At 62.9% G+C, this 25,882-nt stretch carries 23 protein-coding genes; 12 read left to right on the top strand and 11 right to left on the bottom strand.

The window, feature by feature from the left end:
- Window positions 1–88 precede the first annotated feature (88 nt).
- A complete protein-coding gene (locus tag AOA59_RS18610) occupies window positions 89–1,441 on the top strand; it encodes a Fic family protein (protein WP_099488660.1) in 1,353 nt (450 codons plus the stop codon).
- Between the two features lie 6 nt (window positions 1,442–1,447).
- Here the strand turns inward: AOA59_RS18610 and AOA59_RS18605 are convergent, their stop codons facing one another.
- Window positions 1,448–1,990, bottom strand: coding sequence for an acyl-CoA thioesterase (locus tag AOA59_RS18605; protein ID WP_099488659.1), 543 nt, complete (start codon window positions 1,988–1,990; stop codon window positions 1,448–1,450).
- Window positions 1,991–2,096: 106 nt separating this feature from the next.
- On the opposite strand from AOA59_RS18605, the gene AOA59_RS18600 reads away from it, so the two are divergent.
- Window positions 2,097–3,053 carry a GlxA family transcriptional regulator gene (locus AOA59_RS18600; RefSeq protein ID WP_017137745.1) on the top strand — a complete coding sequence of 319 codons (957 nt, stop codon included), beginning with the start codon at window positions 2,097–2,099 and terminating at the stop codon, window positions 3,051–3,053.
- Between the two features lies 1 nt (window position 3,054).
- Here AOA59_RS18600 and AOA59_RS18595 read toward each other — a convergent pair whose 3' ends face one another.
- The gene (locus AOA59_RS18595) at window positions 3,055–3,918 is read right to left on the bottom strand and encodes a LysR family transcriptional regulator (RefSeq protein WP_099488658.1); all 864 of its coding nucleotides are present in this window, start codon (window positions 3,916–3,918) and stop codon (window positions 3,055–3,057) included.
- Between the two features lie 102 nt (window positions 3,919–4,020).
- Between AOA59_RS18595 and AOA59_RS18590 the strand changes: the two genes are divergently transcribed.
- Together AOA59_RS18590 and AOA59_RS32425 are read left to right on the top strand one after the other, a co-directional pair.
- Entirely contained in the window at window positions 4,021–5,019 is a 999-nt protein-coding gene (locus tag AOA59_RS18590; protein WP_099488657.1) for a quinone oxidoreductase, read from the top strand.
- Between the two features lie 299 nt (window positions 5,020–5,318).
- The gene (locus AOA59_RS32425) at window positions 5,319–5,723 is read left to right on the top strand and encodes a hypothetical protein (RefSeq protein ID WP_158235255.1); all 405 of its coding nucleotides are present in this window, start codon (window positions 5,319–5,321) and stop codon (window positions 5,721–5,723) included.
- Between the two features lie 121 nt (window positions 5,724–5,844).
- Here the strand turns inward: AOA59_RS32425 and AOA59_RS18580 are convergent, their stop codons facing one another.
- The gene (locus AOA59_RS18580; RefSeq protein ID WP_099488656.1) at window positions 5,845–6,567 is read right to left on the bottom strand and encodes a pirin family protein; all 723 of its coding nucleotides are present in this window, start codon (window positions 6,565–6,567) and stop codon (window positions 5,845–5,847) included.
- Between the two features lie 179 nt (window positions 6,568–6,746).
- On the opposite strand from AOA59_RS18580, the gene AOA59_RS18575 reads away from it, so the two are divergent.
- Together AOA59_RS18575 and AOA59_RS18570 are read left to right on the top strand one after the other, a co-directional pair.
- Window positions 6,747–7,697 carry a GlxA family transcriptional regulator gene (locus tag AOA59_RS18575; protein WP_099488655.1) on the top strand — a complete coding sequence of 317 codons (951 nt, stop codon included), beginning with the start codon at window positions 6,747–6,749 and terminating at the stop codon, window positions 7,695–7,697.
- A gap of 147 nt (window positions 7,698–7,844) precedes the next feature.
- A complete protein-coding gene (locus AOA59_RS18570; RefSeq protein WP_256593066.1) occupies window positions 7,845–9,284 on the top strand; it encodes a helix-turn-helix transcriptional regulator in 1,440 nt (479 codons plus the stop codon).
- Here the strand turns inward: AOA59_RS18570 and AOA59_RS18565 are convergent.
- Both AOA59_RS18565 and AOA59_RS18560 read right to left on the bottom strand, forming a co-directional pair.
- Window positions 9,231–11,993, bottom strand: coding sequence for a winged helix-turn-helix domain-containing protein (locus AOA59_RS18565; RefSeq protein WP_099488653.1), 2,763 nt, complete (start codon window positions 11,991–11,993; stop codon window positions 9,231–9,233). The two genes, AOA59_RS18570 and AOA59_RS18565, sit on opposite strands and share 54 nt — an antisense overlap.
- 58 nt (window positions 11,994–12,051) lie before the next feature.
- Window positions 12,052–12,450 (bottom strand): helix-turn-helix domain-containing protein, encoded by a 399-nt coding sequence (locus tag AOA59_RS18560; protein ID WP_056857897.1) that lies wholly within the window; start codon window positions 12,448–12,450, stop codon window positions 12,052–12,054.
- A gap of 205 nt (window positions 12,451–12,655) precedes the next feature.
- Between AOA59_RS18560 and AOA59_RS18555 the strand changes: the two genes are divergently transcribed.
- The 5 genes from AOA59_RS18555 (at window position 12,656) to AOA59_RS18535 (ending at window position 17,731) form a co-directional block, all read left to right on the top strand.
- Complete coding sequence (locus AOA59_RS18555) at window positions 12,656–13,564, top strand: LysR substrate-binding domain-containing protein (RefSeq protein ID WP_056857896.1); 909 nt, start codon at window positions 12,656–12,658, stop codon at window positions 13,562–13,564.
- Window positions 13,565–13,661: 97 nt separating this feature from the next.
- Window positions 13,662–14,252: an antibiotic biosynthesis monooxygenase gene (locus AOA59_RS18550; RefSeq protein ID WP_069785860.1), complete on the top strand. Its 591-nt coding sequence runs from the start codon at window positions 13,662–13,664 to the stop codon at window positions 14,250–14,252.
- Window positions 14,249–16,087: an amidohydrolase gene (locus AOA59_RS18545; RefSeq protein WP_099488652.1), complete on the top strand. Its 1,839-nt coding sequence runs from the start codon at window positions 14,249–14,251 to the stop codon at window positions 16,085–16,087. Before AOA59_RS18550 ends, AOA59_RS18545 begins: the two co-directional genes overlap by 4 nt.
- 28 nt (window positions 16,088–16,115) lie before the next feature.
- Window positions 16,116–16,733 carry an isochorismate family cysteine hydrolase YcaC gene (gene ycaC, locus AOA59_RS18540; protein ID WP_005787666.1) on the top strand — a complete coding sequence of 206 codons (618 nt, stop codon included), beginning with the start codon at window positions 16,116–16,118 and terminating at the stop codon, window positions 16,731–16,733.
- Window positions 16,734–16,849: 116 nt separating this feature from the next.
- Window positions 16,850–17,731 (top strand): LysR family transcriptional regulator, encoded by an 882-nt coding sequence (locus AOA59_RS18535; protein ID WP_099488651.1) that lies wholly within the window; start codon window positions 16,850–16,852, stop codon window positions 17,729–17,731.
- Window positions 17,732–17,869: 138 nt separating this feature from the next.
- Here AOA59_RS18535 and AOA59_RS18530 read toward each other — a convergent pair whose 3' ends face one another.
- From AOA59_RS18530 to AOA59_RS18505, 6 genes are all read right to left on the bottom strand, one after another.
- Window positions 17,870–18,817 carry a D-isomer specific 2-hydroxyacid dehydrogenase family protein gene (locus AOA59_RS18530; RefSeq protein WP_099488650.1) on the bottom strand — a complete coding sequence of 316 codons (948 nt, stop codon included), beginning with the start codon at window positions 18,815–18,817 and terminating at the stop codon, window positions 17,870–17,872.
- A 13-nt stretch (window positions 18,818–18,830) separates the two neighbouring features.
- Window positions 18,831–20,087 carry an acyl-CoA dehydrogenase family protein gene (locus AOA59_RS18525; RefSeq protein ID WP_256593065.1) on the bottom strand — a complete coding sequence of 419 codons (1,257 nt, stop codon included), beginning with the start codon at window positions 20,085–20,087 and terminating at the stop codon, window positions 18,831–18,833.
- A complete protein-coding gene (locus AOA59_RS18520) occupies window positions 20,084–21,424 on the bottom strand; it encodes an LLM class flavin-dependent oxidoreductase (protein WP_099488648.1) in 1,341 nt (446 codons plus the stop codon). The genes AOA59_RS18525 and AOA59_RS18520 overlap by 4 nt, the downstream gene beginning before the upstream one ends.
- 14 nt (window positions 21,425–21,438) lie before the next feature.
- A complete protein-coding gene (locus AOA59_RS18515) occupies window positions 21,439–22,413 on the bottom strand; it encodes an ABC transporter substrate-binding protein (protein ID WP_099488647.1) in 975 nt (324 codons plus the stop codon).
- A 99-nt stretch (window positions 22,414–22,512) separates the two neighbouring features.
- Entirely contained in the window at window positions 22,513–24,096 is a 1,584-nt protein-coding gene (locus AOA59_RS18510; protein ID WP_099488646.1) for a rhodanese-related sulfurtransferase, read from the bottom strand.
- On the bottom strand, window positions 24,093–24,704 hold the full coding sequence (locus AOA59_RS18505; RefSeq protein WP_058421579.1) for a cysteine dioxygenase: 612 nt from the start codon (window positions 24,702–24,704) through the stop codon (window positions 24,093–24,095). Before AOA59_RS18505 ends, AOA59_RS18510 begins: the two co-directional genes overlap by 4 nt.
- A 217-nt stretch (window positions 24,705–24,921) precedes the next feature.
- Between AOA59_RS18505 and AOA59_RS18500 the strand changes: the two genes are divergently transcribed.
- Window positions 24,922–25,827 carry a LysR family transcriptional regulator gene (locus AOA59_RS18500; RefSeq protein WP_017137765.1) on the top strand — a complete coding sequence of 302 codons (906 nt, stop codon included), beginning with the start codon at window positions 24,922–24,924 and terminating at the stop codon, window positions 25,825–25,827.
- Window positions 25,828–25,882: the final 55 nt, after the last annotated feature.

The raw sequence follows: 25,882 nt of genomic DNA, 5'->3' as shown, positions 1-25,882 counted from the left end.
CACCGCCACAGTCTGACTGCATAGTCCTTGACACCGGCAACTCCAACGCGCAAGGATCAACTCAATTTTAGAAAATTGAGTTTCAGCCATGGCGAGAACCCATAAGCCAACCGAATTCGCCGACTTGTTAAAGCAATATGGCCTGGAGGTTTTCGAGCTGGCGCGCGTCTACAAAGCGGTCGACGGCAAAGGTCGATACTTGCACTGGGATGAATTTCGTCGATATCCCGCGCCGGGCATCAATAAAGACGCTGCTTGGGCCGCGATCAAAATGTCGCGGGCCTGCGCAAGCAAGACCCTCGAACTGCGCAGCGAGTGTGGCAGCCCTTTTTTTGTGTGCACCACGGACTTCTGTGATGCGGTCGTTCACGCCGTGGAGTCGGTGACGTCCAGGTTGGGCGGGGCGGCGGCGTCGTCTCCTCAATACCGGGATAACACCCGCTACCTGGTTGACGCCTTGATGATGGAGGAAGCTATCTCCAGCGCCCAACTGGAAGGCGCCGCGACGACCCGTAAAATCGCCAAGGACATGTTGGCCAAGGAACGGCCGCCTCAAGATGATGATGAGCGGATGATCCTGAACAACTATCAACTGATGAAGCATGCCAAATACAACAAGGACGAAAGTCTGTCGCTCGGGTTGATCTGCGAGTTTCATGGCATTGCCACGGCGGGCATTGATGAGGCGCATGTTCATCCGGGGGCCATCAGGGACGAAGACGATGTGTTTGTCGGCGGTGCGGGCAATGACATTGTGCATCAGCCGCCCAAGGCCGCCTTGCTGCCAGCCAGGCTTGAAGCGCTCTGCCGGTTTGCCAATGAGCGGCATGATGGGCAGGAGGGCAGGCACTTTATCCACCCAGTGGTGAAAGCCATCATCCTGCATTTCATGCTGGGCTATGAGCATCCGTTCAGGGACGGGAACGGGCGCACCGCACGCGCTTTGTTTTATTGGTTCATGCTCAAAAGTGGTTACTGGCCGTTTGAATATATTTCTATCAGCACGCTGCTTAAAGAGGCGCCAATGCAATATGGGCGTTCCTATGTCTACACGGAAACCGACGCCTTCGACCTGACCTATTTCGTGATTTACCAACTGCGCGTCATTGAACGTGCAATGCACGCGTTCATGACGTATTTCGAGGCCAAAAGGAAAGAAGCCACCGAGCTGATGGGCTGGCTGGATACGCTTGAATTGAAAGATGCACTCAATTATCGGCAGGGGCATTTCCTTAAAAAGGTGCTGCAATACCCAGGGCGTACCTTCACGCCCAAGGAGATCACCCATGACTATGACGTTTCGGAAAATACCGCGCGTAAGGACCTGGAGAAGTTGGTCGGCATGAAGGTGTTGTTCAAGGTCCAGGAAGGCAAAAGCTTCCTTTATCTGGCCAGGGATGACGCCGAAGCCAACCTGAAGAAACTCGCATCCAAGGCCTAGGTGCGCTTAAACCTGCTCCTGCGCCCGCAACTGCACGCTCATCTCATCACAACTGTTTGCCCAGTCACTCAGCCACTGCGGCATGGGCGGTGACGTTTCGGCCAAGCCGAGTTCGCGAACAAAGTCGGCCGGAGGCAAGGTGCCTTTGGCTGAACGAAACAGACCGCGCATCACCACCACGCCCACCACTCGGCCCCGGCTGACAAAACGGTGCTCCATCAGGCTCCATTTGTGGTCCCAGCCGAGCATGCGGGTGTGTACCTCGAACACTTCAAACAGCTTCAGCTCGCGGCGGAACTTGCCCCAGGTGTCGCCCACGATGGGCATTGCCTTGTTGCGCAGGGCCACGCGAAAAGCGCCGGTACGCAGCACGAAATCCATCCGCGCAACGTCTGCCAGGGTGAAATACCGGCCATTGGTGACGTGCCGGTTGAGGTCAAGGTCCAGCGGCCACACGCGCATGCGCACCACCGTGGTGTCCAACGCCTGCACGGGCTTGCGCCAGGGGCGACGGAACAACATAAACAGCAATCGAAACCAGAGATTCATACACGTGCCAGGCAGTTGATCAGAAGCCGCACTGTACGGAGCCGGAATCGGCTAAGGTAGGTGCGCAAATGACTTATTACATGCGAAAAACGCAAACAGGCTTTTTATGCACATTACCTTGCTCCTGGCCGATGATTGTTCTGCCGCCAACGCCACCCTCGTCCTGGAAATGCTCAGCGCCGCCAATCTGTTTGCCGACAGCCCACCCTTTGAGGTGGTGGTGGTCTCCCTGGACGGCCAGCCCGTCACCACTTGGAGCGGGCAGTGCATGCAGGTGGCGTGCGCGGCGGCGCAGGTGCGCCGCACCGACCTGATCCTGATCCCCGGTTTCCTGTTTACCCTCAAGCAGGCGTTGCCCACCTTTCCTGCCTACGGCCCGTGGTTGCGCGAGCAATATGCCCAGGGCGCGGTGTTGGCATCGATGTGCACCGCAGCTTTTTTGCTGGCCGAAAGCGGCCTGTTGCAAGGCTTGCGCGCTACCACCCACTGGGCGTTTGCCGAGCTGTTCCGGCGCCGTTACCCCGACGTGACCCTGGAGGACGCGCAGATCCTGTGTGAAGAAAACCGCGTGATCACCAGCGGTGGCGCCAGCGCGGCGATGGACCTGATGCTGCACCTGATCCGCCGCTTCGGTTCACCAGAGCTTGCGCATACCTGTGGCAAATACCTGCTGATCGACGGCGTGCGTACCGAGCAGTCGGTGTACGCCCTGTGGTCGTTGCCCAAGAACCACGGCGACGGCGAGATCCTGCGGGTGCAGCATTGGCTGGAGCAGCACTTTGCCCAGGCGTTGGTGATTGACGACGTGGCGCGGCGCTTTGGCTTTGGTGTGCGCAATTTCAAGCGGCGTTTCAAGGAGGCGACTGGCTATACGCCCGTGGGCTATGTGCAAACCCTGCGCCTGGAACGGGCCAAGCAGATGCTGGAGTCCACGCGCATGACCCTCGAAAGCATCACCTATGCGGTGGGGTATGAAGACAGTAATTCGTTTCGCCGCCTGTTCCAGCAGCGCGTGGGGATGCTGCCGGCGGCGTATCGCAAGAAATTCCTCGCCACGGCCTGAATCAGCGACGTAGCTGCGCCTGCGCTTCAATGCATTCCACCAGAAATTCCATCACCACTTTCACCGACGGTGAGCGGCGCATGTCCGGGTAGACCGTCAGCCAGATATCACGCACCGGGCCGTCGCTGGGCGTGGGCAACCGCGTTAAAAGTGGGTCGGCATCGCCCACCAAGGTGGGCAGCACCACTGCGCCGACCTGCGCGCGGGCGGCCATTTGCTGGGTGATCAACTCGCTGGCGGCAAACACGATGGGGCGTGGGCCGCGCAGTTGATGCAGCCACGCTTGCTGGGGCAGGTGATCGCGGCTGGCGTCGTAGGCGATGAAGGTCCATTGCGCTGCCGGCAAGTGTTCGAGCGCGGGCGCGGCGTACAAGCCGAAGCGCACCACGCCGACCTTGCGCCGCACCAGGGCGTCTTCGTCGGGGCGCAGGGTGCGCAAGGCGATGTCGGCTTCGCCTTTGTCCAGCGCGGCCAATTGGGTGGACGGCATCAGCACCAGGTTTAACTGCGGATACTGGCTGCGCAACCGCGCAAGCTGGGGCGCAATGCAATGGTTGGCGATGGACGGCGGGCAACTGACGCGCACAGTGCCGGCCAGTTCGATGGAGGCAACACGCGACAAACGCACCACCTGCGTGGCCATATCGCCCATGCCCGCCGCTACTTGCGCCAAGGCCAGGCCTTGCGCCGTGAGCGGGCGGCTGCGGGGCAGGCGGTCTACCAGTTTTACGCCCAGGGCTTTTTCCAGCGCATCGACCCGGCGCCCGACGGTGGCGTGCTCCACCTGCAACTCGCGGGCGGCCGCCGACAGTGACTGGGTGCGGGCCAGCACGGTGAAGTAGTAGAGATCCTGCCAATCGAACATCGGGTTATTTCCGCACAGAGGCTGGGAGGGATTGGGGAATATTCCAACCGAAAAAACCTTTTTACCATGGCCGCTTCCCAGTGCAAACGGAGTTGTTCCCCGATGAAAGCCATTACCCTGCAAACCTACGGCGGCCCCGACGTTGCCCAACTGCGCCATGATGTGGCCAAGCCCCAGGTCACGGCCGGGCATGTGCTGGTCAAGGTGGCCTGCGCCGGGATTAATTTCATGGATATTCATACGCGCCAGGGCAAATACGCCGCGTCTGCGACTTACCCGGTGCGCTTGCCCTGCACCTTGGGTATGGAAGGCGCCGGTGTGGTGGTTGAGGTCGGCCCCGGCGTGAGCCATTTGGCCGTGGGCGACCGGGTGGCCTGGTGCATTGCCTGGGGCGCTTATGCCGAATATGCCAATGTGCCCGCCGCCAAAGTCGCGCAGATTCCCACTGCCATCGGCTTTGATCAGGCCGCAGCCGCGATGTTTCAGGGCTGCACCGCGCACTATCTGATCGAGGATGTGGCGCGCTTGCAGGCCGGCAGCAGCTGCCTGATTCACGCGGCGTCCGGCAGCATCGGCCAGTTGCTGGTGCAGATGGCGCGGCGGTTGGGTGCGACCGTGTTCACCACCGGCAGCAGTGCGGAAAAATGCGCGATTGCCCGGCAACGCGGCGCCCACCAGGCCTGGACCTATGACGGCTTTGCCGATCAGGTGCTGCAAGCCACCGATGGGCGCGGGGTGGATGTGGTGTTTGACTCAGTCGGCAAAAGCACTTTGCGCGAGAGTTTCCGCGCTTGCCGCACACGGGGTTTGGTCGTCAATTATGGCAACGTGTCGGGCTCGCTGAGCGACCTTGACCCGATTGAATTGGGCGAGGCGGGCTCGCTGTTTTTGACCCGACCACGGCTGGCCGACCATATGGCCGACGGGGCGACCGTGCAGCGGCGTGCCAATGCGGTGTTCGCGGCGATGCTGGAAGGGGCGTTGAGCGTCGAGATCGAGGGCCATTACCGCCTGGAGACGGTGCAACAGGTACACGCGCGCATCGAAGCGCGCCAGCAGATTGGCAAGGCGGTGTTGTGGGTGGACCGCGACCTGCGCTGATTGGTGGGGTGAGTGGGCTTGATTGTGTGAGTAGGTTTGTTGGGGGAGTGGGCTTGTTGTGGCGAGCAGGCTTGCCCTGCGTTGGGCTGCGAAGCGGCCCCAGTGCGGCTAATGCGATTTTTCAGTTAAACCGCGTGTTCAGGTTTCAGGGCCGCTGCGCGCCCCAACGCAGGGCAAGCCTGCTCGCCACAACAGCCCGTTAACCAGACGTTGGGTGGGGTACATGGCCAGATCGCAGGCGAAAAAAAACCGGCTGATCAGGCCGGTTTGGGGTGCCTCGCCAACAGCGAGGGTTATACGTGGTTGCTCTGCAGACGGTCCGAACCACCCTCAGCCAGGCCGCGTTCCTGCAGGCGATCAGCACCACCTTCAGCCAGGCCGCGTTCCTGCAGGCGATCAGCACCGCCTTCAGCCAGGCCACGTTCCTGCAGGCGGTCAGCACCACCTTCGGCCAGGCCACGTTCCTGCAGGCGATCAGCACCACCTTCAGCCAGACCGCGTTCCTGCAAGCGATCAGCACCGCCTTCGGCTATACGGCGTTCCTGCAGGCGGTCAGAACCATTTTCGGCTACGTGGCTGCCTTGCAGGCGATCCGCGCCGCCTTCAGCGACAACCGGGTGGGCAAAAGCGTTGGCAGCCAGTACCGAGAAAGCGAGGCTAAGCAAGAGTTGGCGTTTCATGATGGTGTGCTCCGAGAGTTGTAGTTGGGTGTTGCCGGGTATGGGTTTGATGGTACGCGTTGGATTTTTTAAGAGAACTTCATTGCGCTGATGGTGACTATCGACGCCAGCGATGGCCCGTTTTGGCGGGCCATCGTGCCGGCGCTCAAGGCATCTGCGGCAGTTCCTGAGGGCGCAGGTCAAACACCAGCACCTCGGCGTCTTCGCCCTGGCTCAGGCGGATCTGCCGTTCATTGCGCAGCCGTGCGCCGTCGCCTTCGTGCAAGCGTTGGCCATTGAGTTCGACGCTGCCGCGGGCCACGTGCACGTACACATGGCGGTCCGCCGGCACGTCCAGGGTGGCGGCTTCGTCGCCGTTGAACAGCCCGGCATACACCCGTGCATCCTGGCGAACGTTCAGCGAGCCATCCGCGCCTTCCGGCGAGATGATCAACTGCAAGCGCCCACGTTTCTGCGCCGCGCTGAAGTGCTCCTGCTGATAGCGCGGTTCGGCGCCGACCACATTCGGCACAATCCAGATCTGCAAAAAGTGCACGCCATGGCTCTGGCTGTGGTTGAACTCGCTGTGGGCCACGCCGCTGCCGGCGCTCATCAATTGCACGTCGCCAGGGCGGATCACCGAGCCGGTGCCCAGGGTGTCCTTGTGTTCCAGGGCGCCTTCGAGCACATAGGAGAAAATCTCCATGTCGCGGTGCGGGTGCTGGCCGAAGCCTTTGCCGGCGGCGACGCGGTCATCGTTGATCACCAGCAGGTCGGAAAAACCCTGCTCCTTGGGATCCCAGTAGTTGGCGAACGAGAAGGTGTGGAACGACTTCAACCAACCGTGGTTGGCGGCGCCGCGTTCCGAGGCTTTGCGAAGGGTCAGCATGGTCTTGTCCTCTAGTGAGCGCAGGCTGCGAAATGCAGAGCGCTTGCGTTGAGAAGAAGGTTAATGGTTTTCAAAGGATTCATTAATAAGCTGAAAATTGAATTAATGTCTCATTTTAGTTGACAGTGCGGGCGTGCCATAATGCTGTCCCGACTCCCGTTACGATGGACTTGCTCTTCATGAAAACCGTGGCCATGGTGCTGTTTCCAGACTTCCTGCTGCTCGATATGGCCGGGCCGCTGGAGGTATTTTCCATCGCCAACCGCTACCTGCCGGCGGCGGAGCATTATCGGATCCTGACGATCGGCACTGAGCCCGGCCCGCTGCGCGCCTCCAATGGCGTGCACGTGCATGCCGACCTGCCACTGGAGCATGCCGACGAGGCCTACGACCTTTTGCTGGTGCCCGGCGGGCCTGGCGCTTATAACGAATGCCATCCGGCGTTGCTGCCCTGGCTTGGGGCCGCGGCGCCACGGGCACGGCGCTTCGGTTCGATCTGCACTGGCGCCTTTGTGCTGGGGCATGCCGGGCTGCTCGACGGCCACCGCGTCACCACGCACTGGCATTACACCGAACGCCTGATCAAAGGCTTTCCCAAGGCCATCGTCGAGACCGACCGCATTTACTTGCAGGATGGCCGCTTGATTACCTCCGGCGGGGTCACTGCCGGCATCGACCTGGCGCTGTCGATCATCGCCCAGGACCACGGCCGACAGGTGGCGGTCGACGTCGCCAAGGTGTTGCTGGTGGTGATGAAACGCCAGGGCGGTCAGGCGCAGTTCAGCCCGATGACTGCCGCCGTCGCGCCGCTGGAAACCCCGATCACCCGCGTGCAGAACCAGGTGCTGGCGCAGTTGGACCAGCCATTGAGCATCGTGTCCATGGCTGCGCTGGCGGGCATGAGCGCGCGCCATTTTGCGCGGCTGTTCGCTAAAGAAGTGGGGATGACGCCCATGGCCTTTGTGCAAGGCGCGCGCATCGACCGTGCCCGGCACCTGCTGGAAAGCACTGACCTGCCGCTCAAGACCGTGGCTTTCCGCGCAGGCTTCGGCAGCGTGCGGCATATGCGCTTTCTGTTCAGTGAAAAACTCGGCCTTAACCCCACGCAGTACCGACAACAGTTCAGTTGACGCCGGAATGTCCGTCTGGCTGCCCTGATTGTCCGTGTCGCTCCCTGTGCCAGCATTGTCCTGTCACGCATAGCTGGCAAGATAGCTCCAGGCCCCTAGAAAGGAGGCGCAGACGCCCAAGGCCGGGTGTTCCAGCGCTGTCAGCAGATGAACCATGCACTCACGGTGAGCTTCGGCCCCTATACCTTTCATCGCGATCAACGCCTGGTCAGCAAGACCGGCCTGCCGGTGCCATTGGGTGGGCGTGCGCTGGATATCCTCGCGGTACTGTTGGAGGCGCCGGGGCAATTTGTCAGCAAGGACACCTTGATCGGCCGGGTCTGGCCGAACAGCGTGGTGGAAGACAATAATTTGCGCGTGCACATCGCCGCCCTGCGTCGTGCGCTGGACGGACAACGCTATATCCTCAATGAACCGCAACGCGGCTACTGTTGCGTGGCGCCGTCACCGGCACCGCGGCCTCGGCACAATCTGGCCGCACGGCTCAGCCCGGTGATCGGCCGCGACGAACTGCTGGGCAGCCTGGTGCGACGCCTGGGCGACCAACGGCTGATGATGGTCACCGGCTGCGCCGGAATCGGCAAGAGCAGCGTGGCGCTGGCCCTGGCCGAACGGGTGTTGCCGCGTTACCGCGATGGCGTGTGGTGGCTGGACCTGGCAACTGTACAGGCGCCGACCCGGTTGCTCGACTCTCTGACCGAAACCCTGCACCTGCAACCCTGTGACAGCGCCCATGCGCTGTGCGAGCAATTGGCCACCCGGCAACTGTTGCTGGTGCTCGACGGTGCCGATCTGTTGCTGGGTGCCTGCCGCCACCTGGTGCATACGCTGCAAGCCAGAGCGCCGCAGGTGAGCGTTCTGCTGACCAGCCGCGAAGCCTTGCAGGTGCCCGGCGAATGGGTGCAACACGTGCCCCGGCTGGCGTTGCCGACGCCGACTGAGTGGGGCAGTGTCGAGCAGGCCATGAGGTATCCCGCCCTGCAACTGTTCGTGGCACGGGCGCGTGCCGGTCAGCAGGGATTTGTGGTGCGGTCTCAGGACCTGGCGCCGTTGCGCGATATCTGCCGGCGCCTGGACGGCATCCCCCTGGCTCTTGAACTGGCGGCGGCCCAGGTTGAAGCCCTGGGAGTACGCGGGTTGCAAAAGCAGTTACACAAGGGCGTGCACGTGTTGAGGCGGGGCCGACGCACGGCGGTCGAGCGCCATCAATCGCTGACGGCCGCGCTGGATTGGACGTATCAACGCCTGAGCCTGCCGCAGCGTTGGCTGTTCCTGCAATTGGCGCTGTTCAAAAGCGCGGTGACGTTGCCGGCCTTGACCGAACTGGTGGCCGGTACTGAACTTGCGCACGCCGACCTGGCTTATCTGCTGGCACGGCTGACCGCGACGTCCGCCCTGGCGGTCGAGCCCGGCCCCGGCCCGCGGCGCTATCGCCTGCTCAACAGTGTGCGCAGCTACGCCCTGGCGCAACTGCGTGACCCGTTGCAGGTGGCGCGTTTGCAGCAGGGCTATGGGCATTACCTGGGGCCATTTTCAGGCCGGCCGTTTGTCCTGCAACTGGTCGAGCAGGCTGCGCACGCGGACTAGATCCTGGGTGGCAAAGCCTTCGGTAAATTGCCCATGGACCGAACTCAACAGCTCACGTGCCTCCCGCACACGGCCCTGGCTTTGCCACAGACGGGCCAGTGAGGTCGCGCAGCGCAGCTCCCAGGCCAGTGCGCCTTGTTCGTGCGCCATGCCCAAGGCTTCCAGCAGCAGCGATTCGCGCGTGCGCAGATCGGGCAGGGCCTCGGCGCGCACTCTGAAAATCTCGGCCGTGCACCAACCGGCTGCGCCGTTTCTGGCGCGCTCAAATACTGTGTCATCTACCTGCGTGGCATTGAAGGTCACCCGTATGTCCTGAACCAGCCCCAGGCCTTGCAATGCCTCAGGGGGGGCGGTGCCCTCGTAGTGCCGCGCCCAGGTATGGAACAACTGCGCCGAATGTTTCTGTGCGTGTTCCAGCAACAGCGCCAGCAGCGAGTGCGCCGTGTCGCTGTCACCGTTGTAGTGGGCAATCGGTACGCCGGCCAGGGCCAGGGTGTAGCAGATCGAGGTGCCGTGGTTGATCTGCAACGCCAACGCCAGCGCCTGGTTGGCCGTTCGCGCGGCCCGCTCGGGAAACCCGCGCAGCCACAGGATGCGCGCCAGTACCGTCAGCGACGCCACACTCTGGTCGTATTGCACGCCAAAGCCATGGGTGAAACGGTTGAGATGGCCGCTGTGGGCCATGCGCTGCAGCACTTGTTCGGCATTGTGCAGGGCCAGGACCTGGTCGCCCGCGAAATGCTGGGCCAGTACCCGTAAGCGTTGGGCACTCAAGTCCAGCAGCGGATCGGTGCGCGGGTCGAGGCGGTCGAACTGTATGCTCTGCTGCAGCGCCTCACGGTAGTGGCCGGCACACAGGTTGACCGCCATGTGCCCGGAGATGGCGCGCAACTGGCCGCCATTGTCCTGGAGCGCCTCAGCCAGGCGCCGGGCCGCCACGAAGGCAGCGATGGTCTGCGGCGCTGCCCCCAGGGCGTGATAGGACAGGCTGCCCAGGGCCAGTTGCAGTTGCATGGTCAACTGCGTGCAGGGCGCGTCCGATTGCAGCATCAGCGCCAAGGCCTGGTCTACGTACAGCCCATGTTCGCGCAGCAGCGACAACTCTTGCCATAGGGGCATGGCGCTGACCGTCAGGCGAATGCCCAGCAGGTGCGCGCCGTGTTCGCCCAAGCCCCAGTCGAGGGCGGCGCGGATGTCCTCGCGCAACGGTGCATAACGGTTGATCCACAGCTCGGTGGCAGTGAATTCCCAGTCTTCCCGCGCCTGCTCCATCAGCGCCAGACAGCGCGCCCCATGGCGCTCGCGTGTGCTGTCGAGCTCAGCCGCGAGGGCGAGCTTTTCCAGGGCATAGCTACGGGTGATATCCAGCAGACGATAGACCATTTCATCATCGCCGGCCTCGACGTTGAGCAGTGACTTGGCCACCAGCTGGCTGATCGCGCCCAGCACTTCGGCCGGTACGATCTGCTCCCCGGCGATTACCGCCGCCGCGCTCGCCAGGCTGAACCCGCCGCGAAACACCGCGAGGCGGCGCAGGCAAATCTGTTCGCAGGCGGTGAGCAGGTCAAAGCTCCAATCCAGCGTGGCGCGCAAGGTTTGCTGACGGGGCAGGTCGCTGCACCGGCCGCGGTTAAGCAGGCGCAGGTTGTCCTCCATTTGCACCAGCAAGCCCGGCAAGCCGAAACGCTCGATCTGCGTGGCGACCAATTCGATTGCCAGGGGAATGCCGTCCAGGCGCTTGCAGATATCGATCGCCAGGGGCAGTTCCGCTTCGCTGAGCTCAAAACTGTCCTGGTGCGACATGGCGCGTTCGATCAGCAGTTGCAACGCCGGGTAGCCGAGGGCCTGGGCGCGGTTGCCGGTGGCGGGTGGGCAGGCCAGCGGCTCCAGGCGCTGCACGTACTCTCCCTCGGCGCGCAGGGCTTCGCGGCTGGTGGCCAGAATGTGCAGCTGTGGCACATGGCGCAGCAGGGTTTCGCTGATCAGGGCGATGTCGTCCAGCAGGTGTTCGCAATTGTCGATCACCAGCAGCAACTGTCGTGCGTGCAGGTTGCGGGCCAGGCTCAGCAGTGGCTCATGTTCACTGGGGGCGAGGTCGAGCAGGGCGGCCAGGTTGGGCAGGATCATCGACGGCGTGCTGAGCGACGCCAGATCCAGCAGGCGAATGCCGTCGCGGTAATGGCCGATCAATAATTCCGCCACACGCAGCGCCACGGTGGTCTTGCCGATGCCGCCCGCCCCGGTCAGGGTGATGAAGCGTTGCTGCGGCAGTTGCTGCACCAGCGTGTCGATCAATACCTGGCGGCCGATCATCCGCGTACGGCGCAGCGGCAGGTTATGGCCCTGGTTGTGGGCAATACCGTCGATGGCTGTGGTCATCGGTTCGATGCTCAGAGGGGCGACAAAGCTGTAACCGCGCTGGGCGACGGTGACGATATAGCGCTGCCCGGCCTGACCATCGCCCAGCGCCTTGCGCAATGCGGCCACATGCACACGCAGGTTGCCGTCTTCGACTACCGTTTTGGGCCATACCCGCGTGATCAGTTCCTGCTTGCTCACCACATTGCCGGCGTGTTCGAGCAAGATCAGCAAGATTTCCATCGCGGGCCGGCCCAACCGCAAAGGGCGGCCAGCCTCCAGCACCAGGCGCTGGCGCGGGTGGACCCGGTAGGGACCGAAATGCACGGCCTGGTCGCTGAGGTCACTCATGCTGGCCCCCTGTTCTGAAAAAAAGTCCGGCCAGCATATTCCAGGCAGGTGCAGACCACTAGGCTGCAACCCCCGGTGATTTTTGACGAATGTGGTGATTTCGCCAGGTCATCGGGTTCACGCCCTCGCTGCGCGTGAACATATGGCAGAAGTGCGCCTGGTCGCAAAAGCCGCATTCCAGGCTGATCTGGGTCAGGCTCAGGGACGACCCGGTGATCAGTTCCTTGGCCCGCTGAATGCGCTGTTGGCGAATCCATTCCTGGGGCGACAGCCCCGTGGTGCACTTGAATGCACGGGAAAAGTGGCTGCGCGACAGCGCACAGGCTTGCGCCAGCTCGGCAATCGCCAGGCTTTCGCCGAGGTTGGCGAGGATCAGCTGCTTGGCAATTCGCTCGCGCCGGGGGCATAAACCACCGGTGACGCCAAAGCGGGGGGCACAGTCATCAAGTCGGGCCATGACAATTATCCGTAGTCGATGGGAGCGATCCCGGTGAATGGGTGCAGTGTAGACCGCTGTATTTTTGGCGCCGGGCCGTCTGGCTGGCGAGTTAATCGTTGTTAATTTCGCCAGGTGCGCGCCCGGAAAAAGACAGCACAGGCATGCAATCTGCGATCCGCCCAGCGTGCTTACCTGACGGCCTGATAACCGTTTGGATACCGCCATGAACCGCAACGACCTGCGCCGCGTCGACATGAACCTGTTGGTGATTTTCGAGGCGCTGATGTTCGAGAAGAACCTGACCCGGGTCGCCGAAAAGCTCTTCATGGGCCAGCCGGCCGTGAGTGCCGCGCTCGGGCGCCTGCGCGACTTGTTCGACGACCCATTGCTGTTGCGCAACGGGCGCGGCATGGAGCCCACGCCACGGGCGGTGGCCATACTCAAGGAGCTGCAACCGGCGATGGACACCATTTCAGGCGCAGTCAGCCGCGCCAAGGATTTCGACCCTTCCACCAGTTGCGCAGTGTTTCGTATCGGCCTGTCCGACGATGCCGAGTTCGGTCTGTTCCCGCCGTTGCTCAGCCAGCTGCGCGAAGAGGCACCGGGGATCATCGTGGTGGTGCGCCGCGCCAATTACCTGTTGATGTCTTCGTTGCTGGCCAGTGGCGAGATTTCCGTGGGCGTCAGCTACACCACCGAACTGCCGGCGAATGCCAAGCGCAAGAAGCTGCGGGACATTCCCTGCAAGGTACTGCGCGGCGACGACGGCGCGGCGCCGTTGACACTGGATGACTACTGCACGCGGCCCCACGCGATGGTGTCGTTTTCGGGGGACTTGAGCGGCAATATCGACCTTGACCTGGCCCGCATCGGCCGGGCGCGCAGGGTGGTGCTGGCAGTGCCGCAATTCAGCGGCTTGCGCGCACTCTTGGCGGGCACGCAAATCATCGCGACAGTGCCCGACTACGCCGCCTGTGCCTTGACCGAGGGCACGGTGCTGCGCGCCGAGGACCCTCCGTTCGCGATTGAAGCCTCGGAGCTGTCGATGGTGTGGAGCGGCGTACATGACAACGACCCGGCGGAGCGCTGGTTGCGCTCGCGCATCGGTGAGCATATGGCGCGGATGGCGTGAGCGCGCCAGGCGAGACAGCACAAACATCCAATTCCCGCCCCCGGTTCCCCGCCAGACTCCCCCCATCGCTCAACTCTCCAGGGGGGAAACACACCATATGGACCCGACACCTGAAACCAGCCCCGACGAAGTCGTCACCCTGGTGGTCAAACACCTGATCAAGGCCGGCCGTGAAGGCGATTACGAGGCCTGGCTGCGGCGCATTGTGCGCATCGCCGGTGAGCGCCCCGGCCACCTCGGTGTGGATGTGGTGCGCGGCAAGCAGGGTGGGCAGGCGCTGTTTACCTGCGTCTTGCGTTATCGCTCCACCGACGCGCTGCAACGCTGGCTCGACTCCCCTGAACGCCAGGCGCTGATCGCTGAAGCGGCGCCGATGCTGGCCGACGGCGACAAAACCGAAATCGGTGCAGCCAACGAATTCTGGTTCGCGCCCCTGGCCGACAGCGCCGCCAAACCGCCGCGCTGGAAGCAGGCGGTGGTCAGCCTGTGCGTGATCCTGCCGCAAACCCTGTTGTTGCCGTTTATCTGGGGCCCGATCCTGCGCCTGCACCCGTTCCTGTCCAACTATGTGGTGTCCACTTTTCTGGTGACGCTGACCATTGTGTTGCTGGTGGTGTACCTGCTGATGCCGGCCGCCACCCGCCTGTTCGCTCCCTGGCTTGAAGCCTCTGTAAAGGAAACCCTATGAACGCCGATCTGATTTTGTTCAATGGCCAGTTCCACACCGTGGACCGTGAAAACCCACGGGCCACTGCGGTCGCAATCCACCAGGGCCGCTTTGTCGCGGTCGGCACCGACGGCGAGGCTATGGCCCTGCGCGGCAGCGGCACCCAGGTCATTGACCTCAAGGGCCGCACCGTGATCCCCGGCCTTAACGACTCGCACTTGCACCTGATTCGTGGCGGGCTGAACTACAACCTTGAACTGCGCTGGGAAGGCGTGCCTTCTCTGGCCGATGCGTTGCGCATGCTCAAGGATCAAGCCGACCGCACACCGACGCCGCAGTGGGTGCGTGTGGTGGGGGGCTGGAACGAATTCCAGTTCGCCGAAAAGCGTATGCCGACCCTGGAGGAGTTGAACCAGGCCGCGCCGGATACGCCGGTGTTCGTGCTGCACCTGTATGACCGTGCCTTGCTCAACCGCGCCGCCCTGCGCGTGGCCGGTTACACCAAGGACACGCCGAACCCGCCGGGCGGCGAGATCGTGCGCGACAGCAACGGCAACCCCACCGGCATGCTGGTGGCGCGTCCCAACGCGATGATTTTGTATGCAACCCTGGCCAAGGGCCCGAAACTGCCGCTCGAATACCAGGTCAATTCGACCCGCCAGTTCATGCGTGAACTTAATCGCCTGGGCCTCACCAGCGCCATCGACGCCGGCGGTGGTTTCCAGAACTACCCCGATGACTACGCGGTGATCGAGCAACTGGCCAAGGACCAACAGCTGACGGTGCGCATCGCCTACAACCTGTTCACCCAAAAGCCCAAGGAAGAGCTCAGCGACTTCAAGCACTGGACCGGCAGCGTCACCCTGCACCAGGGCGACGATTACCTGCGCCACAACGGCGCAGGCGAGATGCTGGTGTTTTCGGCGGCGGATTTCGAAGATTTCCTTGAGCCACGCCCCGACCTGCCGTTGACCATGGAGCAGGAACTGGAACCGGTGGTGCGCCATTTGGTTGAGCAGCGCTGGCCGTTCCGGCTGCACGCCACGTACGACGAATCCATCTCGCGCATGCTCGACGTGTTCGAGAAGGTCAACCGCGACATTCCGTTCAATGGTCTGCCGTGGTTCTTCGACCACGCCGAAACCATTACGCCGAAAAACATTGAGCGCGTCCGGGCACTGGGCGGGGGTATCGCGATCCAGGACCGCATGGCGTTCCAGGGCGAATATTTTGTCGAGCGCTACGGCGCCAAGGCCGCCGAAGCCACGCCGCCGATCAAGCGCATGCTGGCCGAAGGCGTGCCGGTAGGGGCGGGCACCGACGCTACGCGGGTCTCGAGCTACAACCCCTGGACTTCGTTGTACTGGATGGTCAGCGGCCGCACCGTCGGCGGCCTGGAACTGCACGCCGAGGGCCTGCCGCGCCTCACCGCGCTGGAATTGTTCACCCACGGCAGCGCCTGGTTCTCCTCGGAGCAGGGCAAGAAGGGCCAGATCAAGGTCGGCCAGTTGGCGGATGTGGCGGCACTCTCGGCGGACTTCTTCAGTGTGGAAGAAGAAGCCATCAAATGGATCGAATCGGTCCTGACCGTGGTCGGCGGCAAGGTGGTATACGGCGCCGGCGACTTCGAAGATTTCGCACCGCCCCAAGTGCCGGTACTGCCGGACTGGTCGCCGGTGGTCAAGGTGCCGGGGCACTGGCGTCCAGGTTCACCGTTGCAAGCCCAAGTGCACCACTGCAGCGGGCCGTGCGGCGTGCATGCCCACGGCCATGAAAAAGCGCGGCTTTCCAGCGTGCCGGTCAGCGATTTCCAGGGTTTCTGGGGCGCGTTTGGTTGCTCGTGCTTTGCCTTCTGATTTTAAAAACACCCAAAGGAGTTCACCCATGACTTACAAGCGCTTGAACAAAGATGACGCCGTTGTATTGCTGGTCGATCACCAGACCGGCCTGATTTCCCTGGTGCAAGACTTCTCTCCGAACGAGTTCAAGAACAACGTGTTGGCCCTGGCCGACGTGGCCAAGTTCTTCAACCTGCCGACCATCCTCACCACCAGTTTTGAAAGTGGCCCTAACGGCCCGTTGGTTCCGGAACTCAAGGCACTGTTCCCCGATGCGCCTTACATCGCCCGGCCTGGTCAGATCAATGCCTGGGACAACGAAGAGTTCGTCAAGGCTGTGAAGGCCACCGGCCGCAAGCAGATCATCATTGCCGGGGTGGTAACGGATGTGTGCGTCGCGTTCCCGACCCTGTGCGCCCTCGCTGAAGGCTTCGAGGTGTTCGTGGTGACCGACGCCTCGGGCACCTTCAACGAAACCGTGCAACAAGCCGCTTGGGCACGCATGACGGCCGCCGGCGCGCAACTGGTGAACTGGTTCTCTGTCGCCTGTGAACTGCAAGTCGACTGGCGCAACGATATGGAAGGCCTGGCTAACCTGCTGTCGCCGCGCATTCCCAACTACCGTAACCTGATGAACAGCTACTCGGCGTTTACGGCCAAGTAAGCGGCGCTTGAAGGGGTAGATTAACCCTGTAGGAGGGGGCAAGCCCCTCCTGCATTTGATTGTGTCGTAGCGGCTGACAGGCTATAAACCTGTCAACTGTCCACCGAGAAGCGACAATGAACCCCTTCGAAGACATGCGCCTGTTCTGCCAGGTCATGGAATCCGGCAGCTTCACCGCCGCGGCCGAGCAATTGGGTGTGTCCAAACAATTCGTCAGCCGCCGCCTGATCCAACTGGAAGACCGCCTGGGCGTGCGCCTGCTCAATCGCTCCACCCGTCGATTGGACGTCACACCGCTCGGCCAGAGCTACTACGAATCGGCCTTGCGCCTGCTCAGCGAAGTCGAGCAAGTAGAGCAGGGCATCGCCGGCCAGAACAGCGAACCGCGTGGCACGATCCGGCTCAGCGCACCGTTGTCGTTTGCCATGGCCCATTTGGGCTGCTTGCTGCCGCAGTTCCTGCAACGCCACCCGCAGGTGTCGGTGGAAGTCGATTTGAGTGATCGCCCGGTGGACCTGATCGGCGAGGGCTACGACCTGGTCTTGCGCATCGGCACGCTGGAAGACTCGACCCTGATCGCTCGGCGCATCGCCAGCGTGCAGCGGGTGTATTGCGCCAGCCCTGATTACCTCGCCGCCAAGGGTACGCCGCTCAAGCCCGAAGACCTGGTTGATCATGACTGCCTGCCCTATGGCCATGGCCGCCAAGTGCAATGGCGCTTCAAAGGCAAGTTGCAGGCGCTCAATGTCAGTGGTCGCATGCGCGTGAACAATGGCGAGTTGCTGCGCGACACCGCAATCGCCGGGTTGGGCGTGACCTACCTGCCGACTTTTATTGTTGCCGAGGCGTTGAAAGACGGGCGTTTGGTAACCCTGCTCGACGACTTCGCCCCCGAAGCCCTGACGCTCTCGGCGGTCTATCCACAGCACCGGCAAAGTTCGCGGCCAGTGCAGGCGCTGGTGGAGTTTTTGCGCGAACGCCTGGCTAGCGGCTGCTGATTCACACTCATCCCTGTGAAGACTGGCTTATGTGGGAGCTGGCTTGCCTGCGATAGCATCACCTTGGTGTGACTGACACACCGAGGTGATGCTATCGCAGGCAAGCCAGCTCCCACACAAGCCAGCTCCCACTCATATTCAAGGGGCGACAAGATTGGCCAACGTTGAACCCTGCACATACCGCTCCAGATTCGCCAGGAACGTATCGGCAATCTCCTCCTTGCTGTTGGTCGAAATCGCCGAGGTATGCGGCGACAACCGCACCCGTGCATGGCTGTACAACGGGTGCCCCGGCGGCAGTGGCTCCGGTTCGGTCACATCCAGCGAGGCCAGGCCGATCTGACCGTTATCCAGGGCTTCCAGCAGGGCCTCCTGATCCAGCAAACCACCGCGTGCAATGTTGATCAGGTGCAATCCCGGCTTGGCGCTGCCGAGCACATCACGGTCGACAATATGCCGCGTGGCCTCGGTGAGCGGCGCCGCCAGCACCAGGTGGTCGGCGCGGGCGAACAGGTCGTGGATGTCCTTGGCGGCCTCAACATGGTCCACTTCAAAGGGCGCCTGGCTCTGGCGCAGCGCGATCACGTTGATCCCCAAGGCCAGGGCTTTTTGCGCCAGGCTTTTGCCGATCGCACCAAAGCCGAGAATGCCCAATGTGCTGCCCTTGAGCGGGCGCAACGCGGTGAATGTCCACTGGGCATCCTTCACCCAAATAGCCGGCAAATGCTTGGCCGCCGCAAAGATCGCCGCCAGGGCGAACTCGGCAAGGTTATCGGCGGCGCTGCCCCGTGAGGTGGTCACCGGCGGGCCGCTGAACAGCCACTGCGGGTAGAAGTCGATGCCCGACGACACCAGATGCACCCACTGCGCGCCATACGGCCAGCCCGGCGGCGGGGTGTTGGGCGCGGTGTAGCCGCGCACGTTGATCGGGCGCAGCAGCAGGATATTGGCCTGGGGCGGCAGGTCGCCGGGCACGCCGGCCGGCACGCCGATGACCTGGGCCTGGGGGTGGATCGAGGCAAGGCGTTCGCGCAATACCTGGTTGTAATCTTCGTCCAGCTGGCTGGCGATAATCACCTGACTCATGAGCGTTCCTTATTCATTGTTGCGCACGTTGCGCGAACACCGCTTTACCCACACCTTGCAGCACCGCGTCGTTCTGCGGCGTATGCACGCGGCTGCACAGCACGTCGCGGTAATACCGTTGCAGCGGGCTATGGCGCGACAGGCCTGGGTTGCCCGAGGCTTCGATGGCAAGCTCCACGGCGCGGATCGCATTGCCGGTCACCAGGTATTTAAGCTGCGCCGCATTGGCGGCTGGCGTGTGGCCCTGGGCGGCGGCATCGAGCAGGCTGCGGTTGGCGAACAGCAGGGTGTCGATATGGCCGACGGTTTCCTGAAAACGCGGCAGGCTCGACAGCGCGGCGCCGAGGTTGGACGGCGTGCGCTGCTCCAGCCAGTTCACCAGCCAGTCCCGCGCAGCCTGGGCCACGGCGTCGTACACCGACGACAGCAGCACCGACATCCACAGGAACCCATCGCCATCCAGCTCAGGCTGCGGTGCGCTCCAGGGGCTCACGCTGACGGCATGGTCCAGCGGCACCAGGACGTTATCGAGCACCACTTCGTGGCTGCAGGTGGCGCGCATGCCCAGGTGGTCCCAGGTGTCGATGATGCTCACGCCGGGGCTGTCTTTCGGCACCAGCCAGGCGCCCACCAGCGGGTCGGCATCATCACTGCGCGCCCACACGCTGAACCAGCTCAGGCCGTGGCTGCCGGTGGAGTAAATCTTGCGACCGCTGACGCGCCAGCCGTCGGCGGTGCGCACCGCCGTGGTTGACGGCAGCCCGCCACGGGCCGGGGTGCCGAGGTCGGGTTCGACGCGCAGGGCGTTGATCAACGCACCGTTGCGCACGGCGTCTTCGGCGACCTGCACGCGCAGGTGCTGCGGCCAGGTTTTGCTGTCTTGCAGGCGTGTGTGTTGCAGGTACTGCATCACCAGAATCAGCGCGGTAGACGGCTCGCCCCTGGCAATTGCGCTGATGGCCTTGCGCGCCTGCGCCAGGCTGGCGCCGCCACCGCCCAGGGCCTTGGGCACGGTGAGGGCGACCAGGCCATGTTCATGCAGGCGCTGGAAGTTGGCGTGGGGGAAGGCGCCGCTTTCGTCATACAGGTGCGCGGTGCTGGCCAGCTCGGCACTGAGGCGTTCGAGCAGGGCGTCGAATTGCGCCGGCCCTTGTGGGAGCTGGCTTGCCTGCGATGGCGGTGGATCAGCCACCCGCAAGGCAGGCCCAGAGACCGCTATCGCAGGCAAGCCAGCTCCCACTTTGGCTAATCGGTTGAGAGGTTCACTCATGCCAGCGCTTCCTGTTGCACTTCAACTTCGCTGTACCGATTGCTCGGCACCTTAAGCCCCAGGTTGTCGCGCAAGGTCTGGCCGCTGTATTCGCTGCGAAACAGCCCGCGTTGCTGCAACACCGGCACTACCAGTTCGGTGAAGTACTGCAAGCCATCCGGCAGTACCGAGTTGATGATGAAACCATCGCTGGCGCCGGATTCGAACCAGGTTTGAATCGCATCGGCGACCTGCTCCGGGGTGCCGACAAAATCGCGCTTGGGCCGCGAAAAGCGCAAGGCCACTTCGCGCAGGGTCAGGCCTTCGTCCCTGGCCAGTTGCTTGATACGGTCGGAACCGCCTTTCTGGCTGTTGCTGCCCAGGTCACCAAGCTCCGGGAAGGGGGCGTCCAGTGGGTATTGGCTGAAGTCGTGGTCGTTGAACGGGCGGCCCAGCGCCACAATCGCATCTTCGACGGTGACCAGGTCCACCGCCTGCTGATAACGGCGTTCCACCTCGGCGGCATCGCGCCCGACAATCGGGCGAATGCCCGGCAAAATCGACAGGCTCGCCGCATCACGGCCAAAACCCTTGGCACGGCGTTTCAAGTCAGCCGAGTAAGCCTTGCCTTCTTCGAGCGTCTCGACATGCACAAAAATCGCATCGGAATGCTCGGCGGCGAAGTTGCGCCCATCTTCAGAGGTGCCCGCCTGAAAAATCACCGGCTGGCCCTGGCGTGAGCGGGCGATGTTCAGCGGGCCTTTGACCGAGAAAAACTCGCCCTTGTGGTTCAGCGCGTGCAGCTTGTCGGGGGTGAAAAATTCGCCGCTCTGCTTGTTATAGGCAAAGGCGTCGTCTTCCCAGGAATCCCACAGGCCCTTGACCACGTTCAAGTGCTCCTTGGCGATGCGGTAGCGCACGGCGTGGGGCGGGTGCTCGGCTTTGCCGAAGTTGTCGGCGGTGCCGCTCAGCCACGAGGTGACCACGTTCCAGCCGGCGCGGCCGCCGCTGATATGGTCCAAAGAGGCGAACTGGCGCGCCACCTGGTAGGGCTCGGTGTAGCTGACGGTCACGGTGGCGACCAGGCCGATGTGGGTGGTCAACGCGGCGAGGGCCGAGAGAAGGGTCAGCGGCTCGAAACGGTTGAGGTAGTGCGGGCTGGATTTGGCGTGAATGTGCAGGCTGTCGGCGATAAACACGAAGTCGAACTTGGCCGCTTCGGCCAGTTCAGTTTGTTGTTTATAGAAACCAAAGTTCGTACTGGCATTCGGTTGCGCCTGCGGATGGCGCCATTCGCCCCAGCCGTGACCGACACCGTGGACCATAGCGCCCAGTTTCAGATGACGTGGCGTGCTCATAGGCGGCTCCTTGCTTAGCGCGATGCTTGGGAAGTGGGAAAACGTTCGGCGTTAAAGCTGGTGTCGAAACCCTGGGACACGTCGATGCGCTTGGGCAGCAGGCCTTCTTGCTGATAGGTGTCGGCGGTGGCTTGCAGGCCCTTGATCACGCTGTCGTCAATCACCACAGGGTTCAGTTGCGTGTCTTTGGCCACCTCCAGGTGCACCGCCAAGGGCAGGCCGGTAATTTTGGCTTGGGCAGCGGCGTATTCATCCGGGTGTGTGTTGGCCCAGGCGTAGGCACGGTCGACGCGGGCCACGAAGTCATCCAGTTGCGGGCGTTTGTTGGCGATGGCCTGGCGGGTGGCGGCGAAATACAGGTGGTTGCTCAACAACTGCTCGCCGCTGACCAGGACCCGGGCGTGGCTTTGTGAGGTGACCACCGTGGTGTAGGGGTCCCATGTCGCCCAGGCATCGACGGTGCCGTTATCGAGTACCAGCCGGGATTCAGCGGGCAACAGAAAAATGAATTGCACATCCTTGCTCGTCAGGCCCGCGCTGGCCAAGGCCCGGATCGCCAGGTAGTGCCCGATGGAGCCGCGTCCGGTGACGATTTTCTTGCCCTTGAGGTCGGCGGCGGTCTTGATCGGCGAGTCCTTGGGCACCACCAGGGCGGTGGTGTTGCGCCCTTCGGCGTGGATGATGCTGACCACCTTGAGCGCGGCCCCGGCGCCCAAGGCGAACACATACGGCGCATCGCCGAGGGCGCCGATATCGACGGCACCGGCGTTGAGGGCTTCGCCCAGCGGCGAGGCGGAAGGGAACTCCGACCACTGGATTGTGTAGGGCACGTTTTGGGTTTCGCCGGAGGCTTCCAGCAGCGCCTTGATCGTGGATTTTTGATTGGCGACCCGCAGCGGTTGCAGGTCGGCGGCGTGTGCAGTGCTGATCAGGCCGAGGGCCAGGGCGCTGCTCAGGAGCAGGTGTTTGAAGGGCGTGCGAAAGACCATGATGGATAAATCCCAGGCAAAGTGAAAAAGTGTGGGTTACCTCCGCCTGGCAAGGGGTCGGTGCGGCCTGCCCCGGTGTGGGGCAGGCGTGAAGGTGGTTCAGATCACGTAGAAACCGTGGGTGCCATCGCGTGCCAGCTGGTCGACCAGGCCGAATTCCCAGTCCAGATACGCCTGCATGGCTTCCTTCGGGCTGTCGGTGCCTTCGTACGGGCGGCGATAGCGGTCGATACGCGGTGACGCGAGATGGGTTTCGCCTTCTTCCAGCGGTAGCTTCTCGGCGATCCAGTTAAGCGTGCCCCCTTGCAGCAGGAACACCGGCTTGCCGGTGATGGCTTCGACGTCGGCGACCGCCAGGCGCGCCAGTTGGCTGGTGCCGCAGGTCAGCACATAACGTTCGGCGGGTGGCACCTTGGCCAGGGCCTGGGGCAATTGCGCACGCAAGGCCCAGAAGGCACCGGGGATATGGCGTTTGACGTAGTTGACGCTGGGGGTGAAATCCAGCACCGCCGTGTCGCCATGGGTTAGCCACTCGGCCAGGGTGTGGGGGCTGATCAGTTCGGCCTGCAAGGGCGCCGGCACCGGCGCGACCCAGGCGCCTTGTTCGCTGAAGTCCGCCGCTTGCAGGTCGTCCAGCACGTACACCTCCCAGCCCAGTTGCGCGAGCCATGAGGCGGACATATTGGCCCGCACGCCGTCGTCATCGGCCAGCACCAATCGCGCGCCGCGCACGCTGGCCACATGGTCGGTTTCCTGCACCAATTGCCCGCCGGGTGTGGAGCGTGCGCCCGGCAAATGGCCGGCTTCGAATTCCTCCGGCGTGCGCACATCGAACAGGTAGGTGGTGCGGGTCGGCTCCTGCTGCCAGCGTTGCAGGTCGTTAAGTGTGGCGCGGCCGACGCGTGCTTTGTCGGCGACGCGGCGTGCGTCTGCGGCGGCGATTTGACGGTGTTCTTCCGAGGTCGGCGCAAAGCGGCGCGCTTGGCCATGGGCGAGTTTCTGCCCGGCCAGGGTCCAGCCGATGGTGCCGTTGCGCAGTGCCGACACCGGGTTGGCGATGCCTGAGTTGATCAGCGACTGCGTGCCGATAATGCTGCGGGTGCGCCCGGCGCAATTGACGATGATGCGGGTGGCCGGGTCCGGCGCCAGTTCACGGGCGCGCAGCACCAGTTCGGCACCCGGCACGCTGATGCCGGTGGGAATGCTCATGGTCTGGTATTCGTCGAAGCGGCGCGCGTCGAGCACCACCACATCGGCCTGGCTGTCGAGCAGGGCCTGCACTTCTTCGGCAGCCAAAGACGGCGTGTGGCGCTGGCTCTCCACCAACTCACCGAAGGCTTTGCTCGGCACGTTGACGTCGATAAACAGCTCGCCACCGGCGCGGCGCCAACCGTCGAGGCCGCCTTCGAGCAGGCTGACCTGGGTGTAGCCCAACGCAATCAGGCGTGCGGCGGCGCGTTCGGCCAGCCCTTCGCCATTGTCGTAGACCGTCACCTGGGTATCGCGACGGGGAATGCGCGCATACACCTCCAGCTCCAGCTTGGACAGCGGGATATTCGCAGCGAACAGCGGGTGCGACTCGGCAAAGGGCGCTTCTTCGCGCACGTCGACCAAGGCGACTTCTTCACGACCCAACAGGGCCTGGCGAATCTGGGCGAAGCTGCGGTTCGATACGGTGGTCATAGGGCAGGGCTCTTTTCTTTGGACAAATCCCAGATGTTCGGGAGGTAGGCGTTGGAATAACCGGAAATAAACAGTTTCTCGCTGCCGTCGGGCTGGTACACCGCGCGGCGCACGGCCCCGATATTGGCGCCGTACACGTGAATGCTGATCGACACCTGGTCACTGTGGGCATTGCTGACTTGATGGATATCACCGACTTTGGGCGACACCGCCTCAACCTGGCCGGGCAGCAGTTGGACCGGTTTGCCTTCGGCGACCAGGCTGCCATCGGGCGCCCGTTCAAAACCCTGGGAAAACTCCGCACCGCGCAACATGCCGATCAGGCCCCACACCCGATGGTCGTGAATCGGCGTGCGCTGGCCCGGCCCCCACACAAAGCTGACGATGCTGAAACGCTGGCGCGAATCGGCATGCAGCAAAAACTGCTGGTAGCGCTCGGGGTCGGGTTGGGCGTACTCGTCGGGCAGCCAGTCGTCATGGCTGACCAGTTGCGCCAACAGCTTGCCGCCACGGTGCAACAGGTCGCCTTCGCGTGGGTTGCCGTCGATCAGTTCCGCCAGGGCGCCAATAAAGGCTCTGAGTCTTTCGGGGTGTCGGGACTGGGTCATGGCAATTCCGGTTATGGGGATGGCGTGATGGGTTTATATAAGCATAATGTTGATGGTTAATATGCTATTTTTTAATGATTAGCTTATAGCTTCAGGTAATTTAGAACCGGTCTGAATAGCGTTAGACGTTATCGATCACAGCGCAGGCTATCCAGGCAGCCGTGTGGCAACTATGCTTGCCACACATCTTAATGACTGTTCTCTATGTGCGGCCCAAATGAAAATTGACGATATCGATGCCTTTGTCGAAGTGATTCGTTGCCAGTCCATCAGCCACGCCGCCGAGTCGTTGCAATTGACTCAGCCGGCCATCACCCGCCGCGTGCAGAACTTCGAGCAGGCGCTGGGCGTTGAGCTGTTCGACCGCAACACCAAGCCGCTCAAACCTACGCTGATCGGCACCCGTGTGTATGAACAATGCCGGCTGATCCTGCGCGAGATGGATGCCCTGCGTGAGCTGGTAGCCACTGATGCACCGCCCACCGGCGTGTTGCGCCTGGGCGTGCCGCAGACCATCGGCGATGTGGTGCTGCTGGATGCACTCAAGCACCTGCGCAGCGAATACCCCGACTTGCGCGCCCAGGTCGCCACGGGGTGGGGCAGCCAACTGGTCGGCAAGATCGAGCGCGGCGAGCTGGATGCGGCAGTGGCGTTGTTCCCGGCGGGCAAGATCTTCCCGGACAACATCGTCGGTGAGTCCATCGGCAAGATGGAGTTGGTGGTGGTGTGTGCCAAGGCACAGTTGCCGAAAAAGCCCTGCAAGTTGGCCGACGTGTACCAGGGCGGCTGGATTCTCAACCCGGATGGCTGTGGTTTTCGTGCCGGCTTGCAGCGCACCTTGTCCGACCAGGGCCTGGCGTTGCGGGTGAACCTGGAAACCTTCGGTACCGAGCTGCAACTGGGCCTGGTGGCGGACGGCCTGGGCCTGGGGCTGGTGCCACGCCCGCTGCTGGAGCGCAGCGCGCACCTTGAGCAACTGGCGGTGGTGCCGCTCAAGGACTTCAAGCCGGTGATGGATTTGTGGCTGATCTACCCGCACTTTCTGGGCAACCTGCAAGGGCCGGTGGATGCGTTCGGGACGCTGGTGGCGGCCTCTTTACACAAGATCCGCAATGCTGCGTGAGCCTGGGGGGCTGCAGACTGATCGTTCCCACGCTCTGCGTGGGAATGCCTCCTGT

This window comes from Pseudomonas sp. 2822-15 (genome assembly GCF_002742515.1).
GTDB classification, from domain to species: Bacteria; Pseudomonadota; Gammaproteobacteria; order Pseudomonadales; family Pseudomonadaceae; genus Aquipseudomonas; species Aquipseudomonas salomonii.
The sequence above is the reverse complement of the archived record's forward strand: the minus strand, read 5'-3'. Positions and strand labels throughout refer to the sequence as shown.

Coding starts and splice junctions, on each gene's coding strand:
- AOA59_RS18610 (WP_099488660.1), top strand. CDS start 89: ATGGCGAGAACCCATAAGCCAACCGAATTCGCCGACTTGTTAAAGCAA.
- AOA59_RS18605 (WP_099488659.1), bottom strand. CDS start 1,990: ATGAATCTCTGGTTTCGATTGCTGTTTATGTTGTTCCGTCGCCCCTGG.
- AOA59_RS18600 (WP_017137745.1), top strand. CDS start 2,097: ATGCACATTACCTTGCTCCTGGCCGATGATTGTTCTGCCGCCAACGCC.
- AOA59_RS18595 (WP_099488658.1), bottom strand. CDS start 3,918: ATGTTCGATTGGCAGGATCTCTACTACTTCACCGTGCTGGCCCGCACC.
- AOA59_RS18590 (WP_099488657.1), top strand. CDS start 4,021: ATGAAAGCCATTACCCTGCAAACCTACGGCGGCCCCGACGTTGCCCAA.
- AOA59_RS18580 (WP_099488656.1), bottom strand. CDS start 6,567: ATGCTGACCCTTCGCAAAGCCTCGGAACGCGGCGCCGCCAACCACGGT.
- AOA59_RS18575 (WP_099488655.1), top strand. CDS start 6,747: ATGAAAACCGTGGCCATGGTGCTGTTTCCAGACTTCCTGCTGCTCGAT.
- AOA59_RS18570 (WP_256593066.1), top strand. CDS start 7,845: ATGAACCATGCACTCACGGTGAGCTTCGGCCCCTATACCTTTCATCGC.
- AOA59_RS18565 (WP_099488653.1), bottom strand. CDS start 11,993: ATGAGTGACCTCAGCGACCAGGCCGTGCATTTCGGTCCCTACCGGGTC.
- AOA59_RS18560 (WP_056857897.1), bottom strand. CDS start 12,450: ATGGCCCGACTTGATGACTGTGCCCCCCGCTTTGGCGTCACCGGTGGT.
- AOA59_RS18555 (WP_056857896.1), top strand. CDS start 12,656: ATGAACCGCAACGACCTGCGCCGCGTCGACATGAACCTGTTGGTGATT.
- AOA59_RS18550 (WP_069785860.1), top strand. CDS start 13,662: ATGGACCCGACACCTGAAACCAGCCCCGACGAAGTCGTCACCCTGGTG.
- AOA59_RS18545 (WP_099488652.1), top strand. CDS start 14,249: ATGAACGCCGATCTGATTTTGTTCAATGGCCAGTTCCACACCGTGGAC.
- ycaC (WP_005787666.1), top strand. CDS start 16,116: ATGACTTACAAGCGCTTGAACAAAGATGACGCCGTTGTATTGCTGGTC.
- AOA59_RS18535 (WP_099488651.1), top strand. CDS start 16,850: ATGAACCCCTTCGAAGACATGCGCCTGTTCTGCCAGGTCATGGAATCC.
- AOA59_RS18530 (WP_099488650.1), bottom strand. CDS start 18,817: ATGAGTCAGGTGATTATCGCCAGCCAGCTGGACGAAGATTACAACCAG.
- AOA59_RS18525 (WP_256593065.1), bottom strand. CDS start 20,087: ATGAGTGAACCTCTCAACCGATTAGCCAAAGTGGGAGCTGGCTTGCCT.
- AOA59_RS18520 (WP_099488648.1), bottom strand. CDS start 21,424: ATGAGCACGCCACGTCATCTGAAACTGGGCGCTATGGTCCACGGTGTC.
- AOA59_RS18515 (WP_099488647.1), bottom strand. CDS start 22,413: ATGGTCTTTCGCACGCCCTTCAAACACCTGCTCCTGAGCAGCGCCCTG.
- AOA59_RS18510 (WP_099488646.1), bottom strand. CDS start 24,096: ATGACCACCGTATCGAACCGCAGCTTCGCCCAGATTCGCCAGGCCCTG.
- AOA59_RS18505 (WP_058421579.1), bottom strand. CDS start 24,704: ATGACCCAGTCCCGACACCCCGAAAGACTCAGAGCCTTTATTGGCGCC.
- AOA59_RS18500 (WP_017137765.1), top strand. CDS start 24,922: ATGAAAATTGACGATATCGATGCCTTTGTCGAAGTGATTCGTTGCCAG.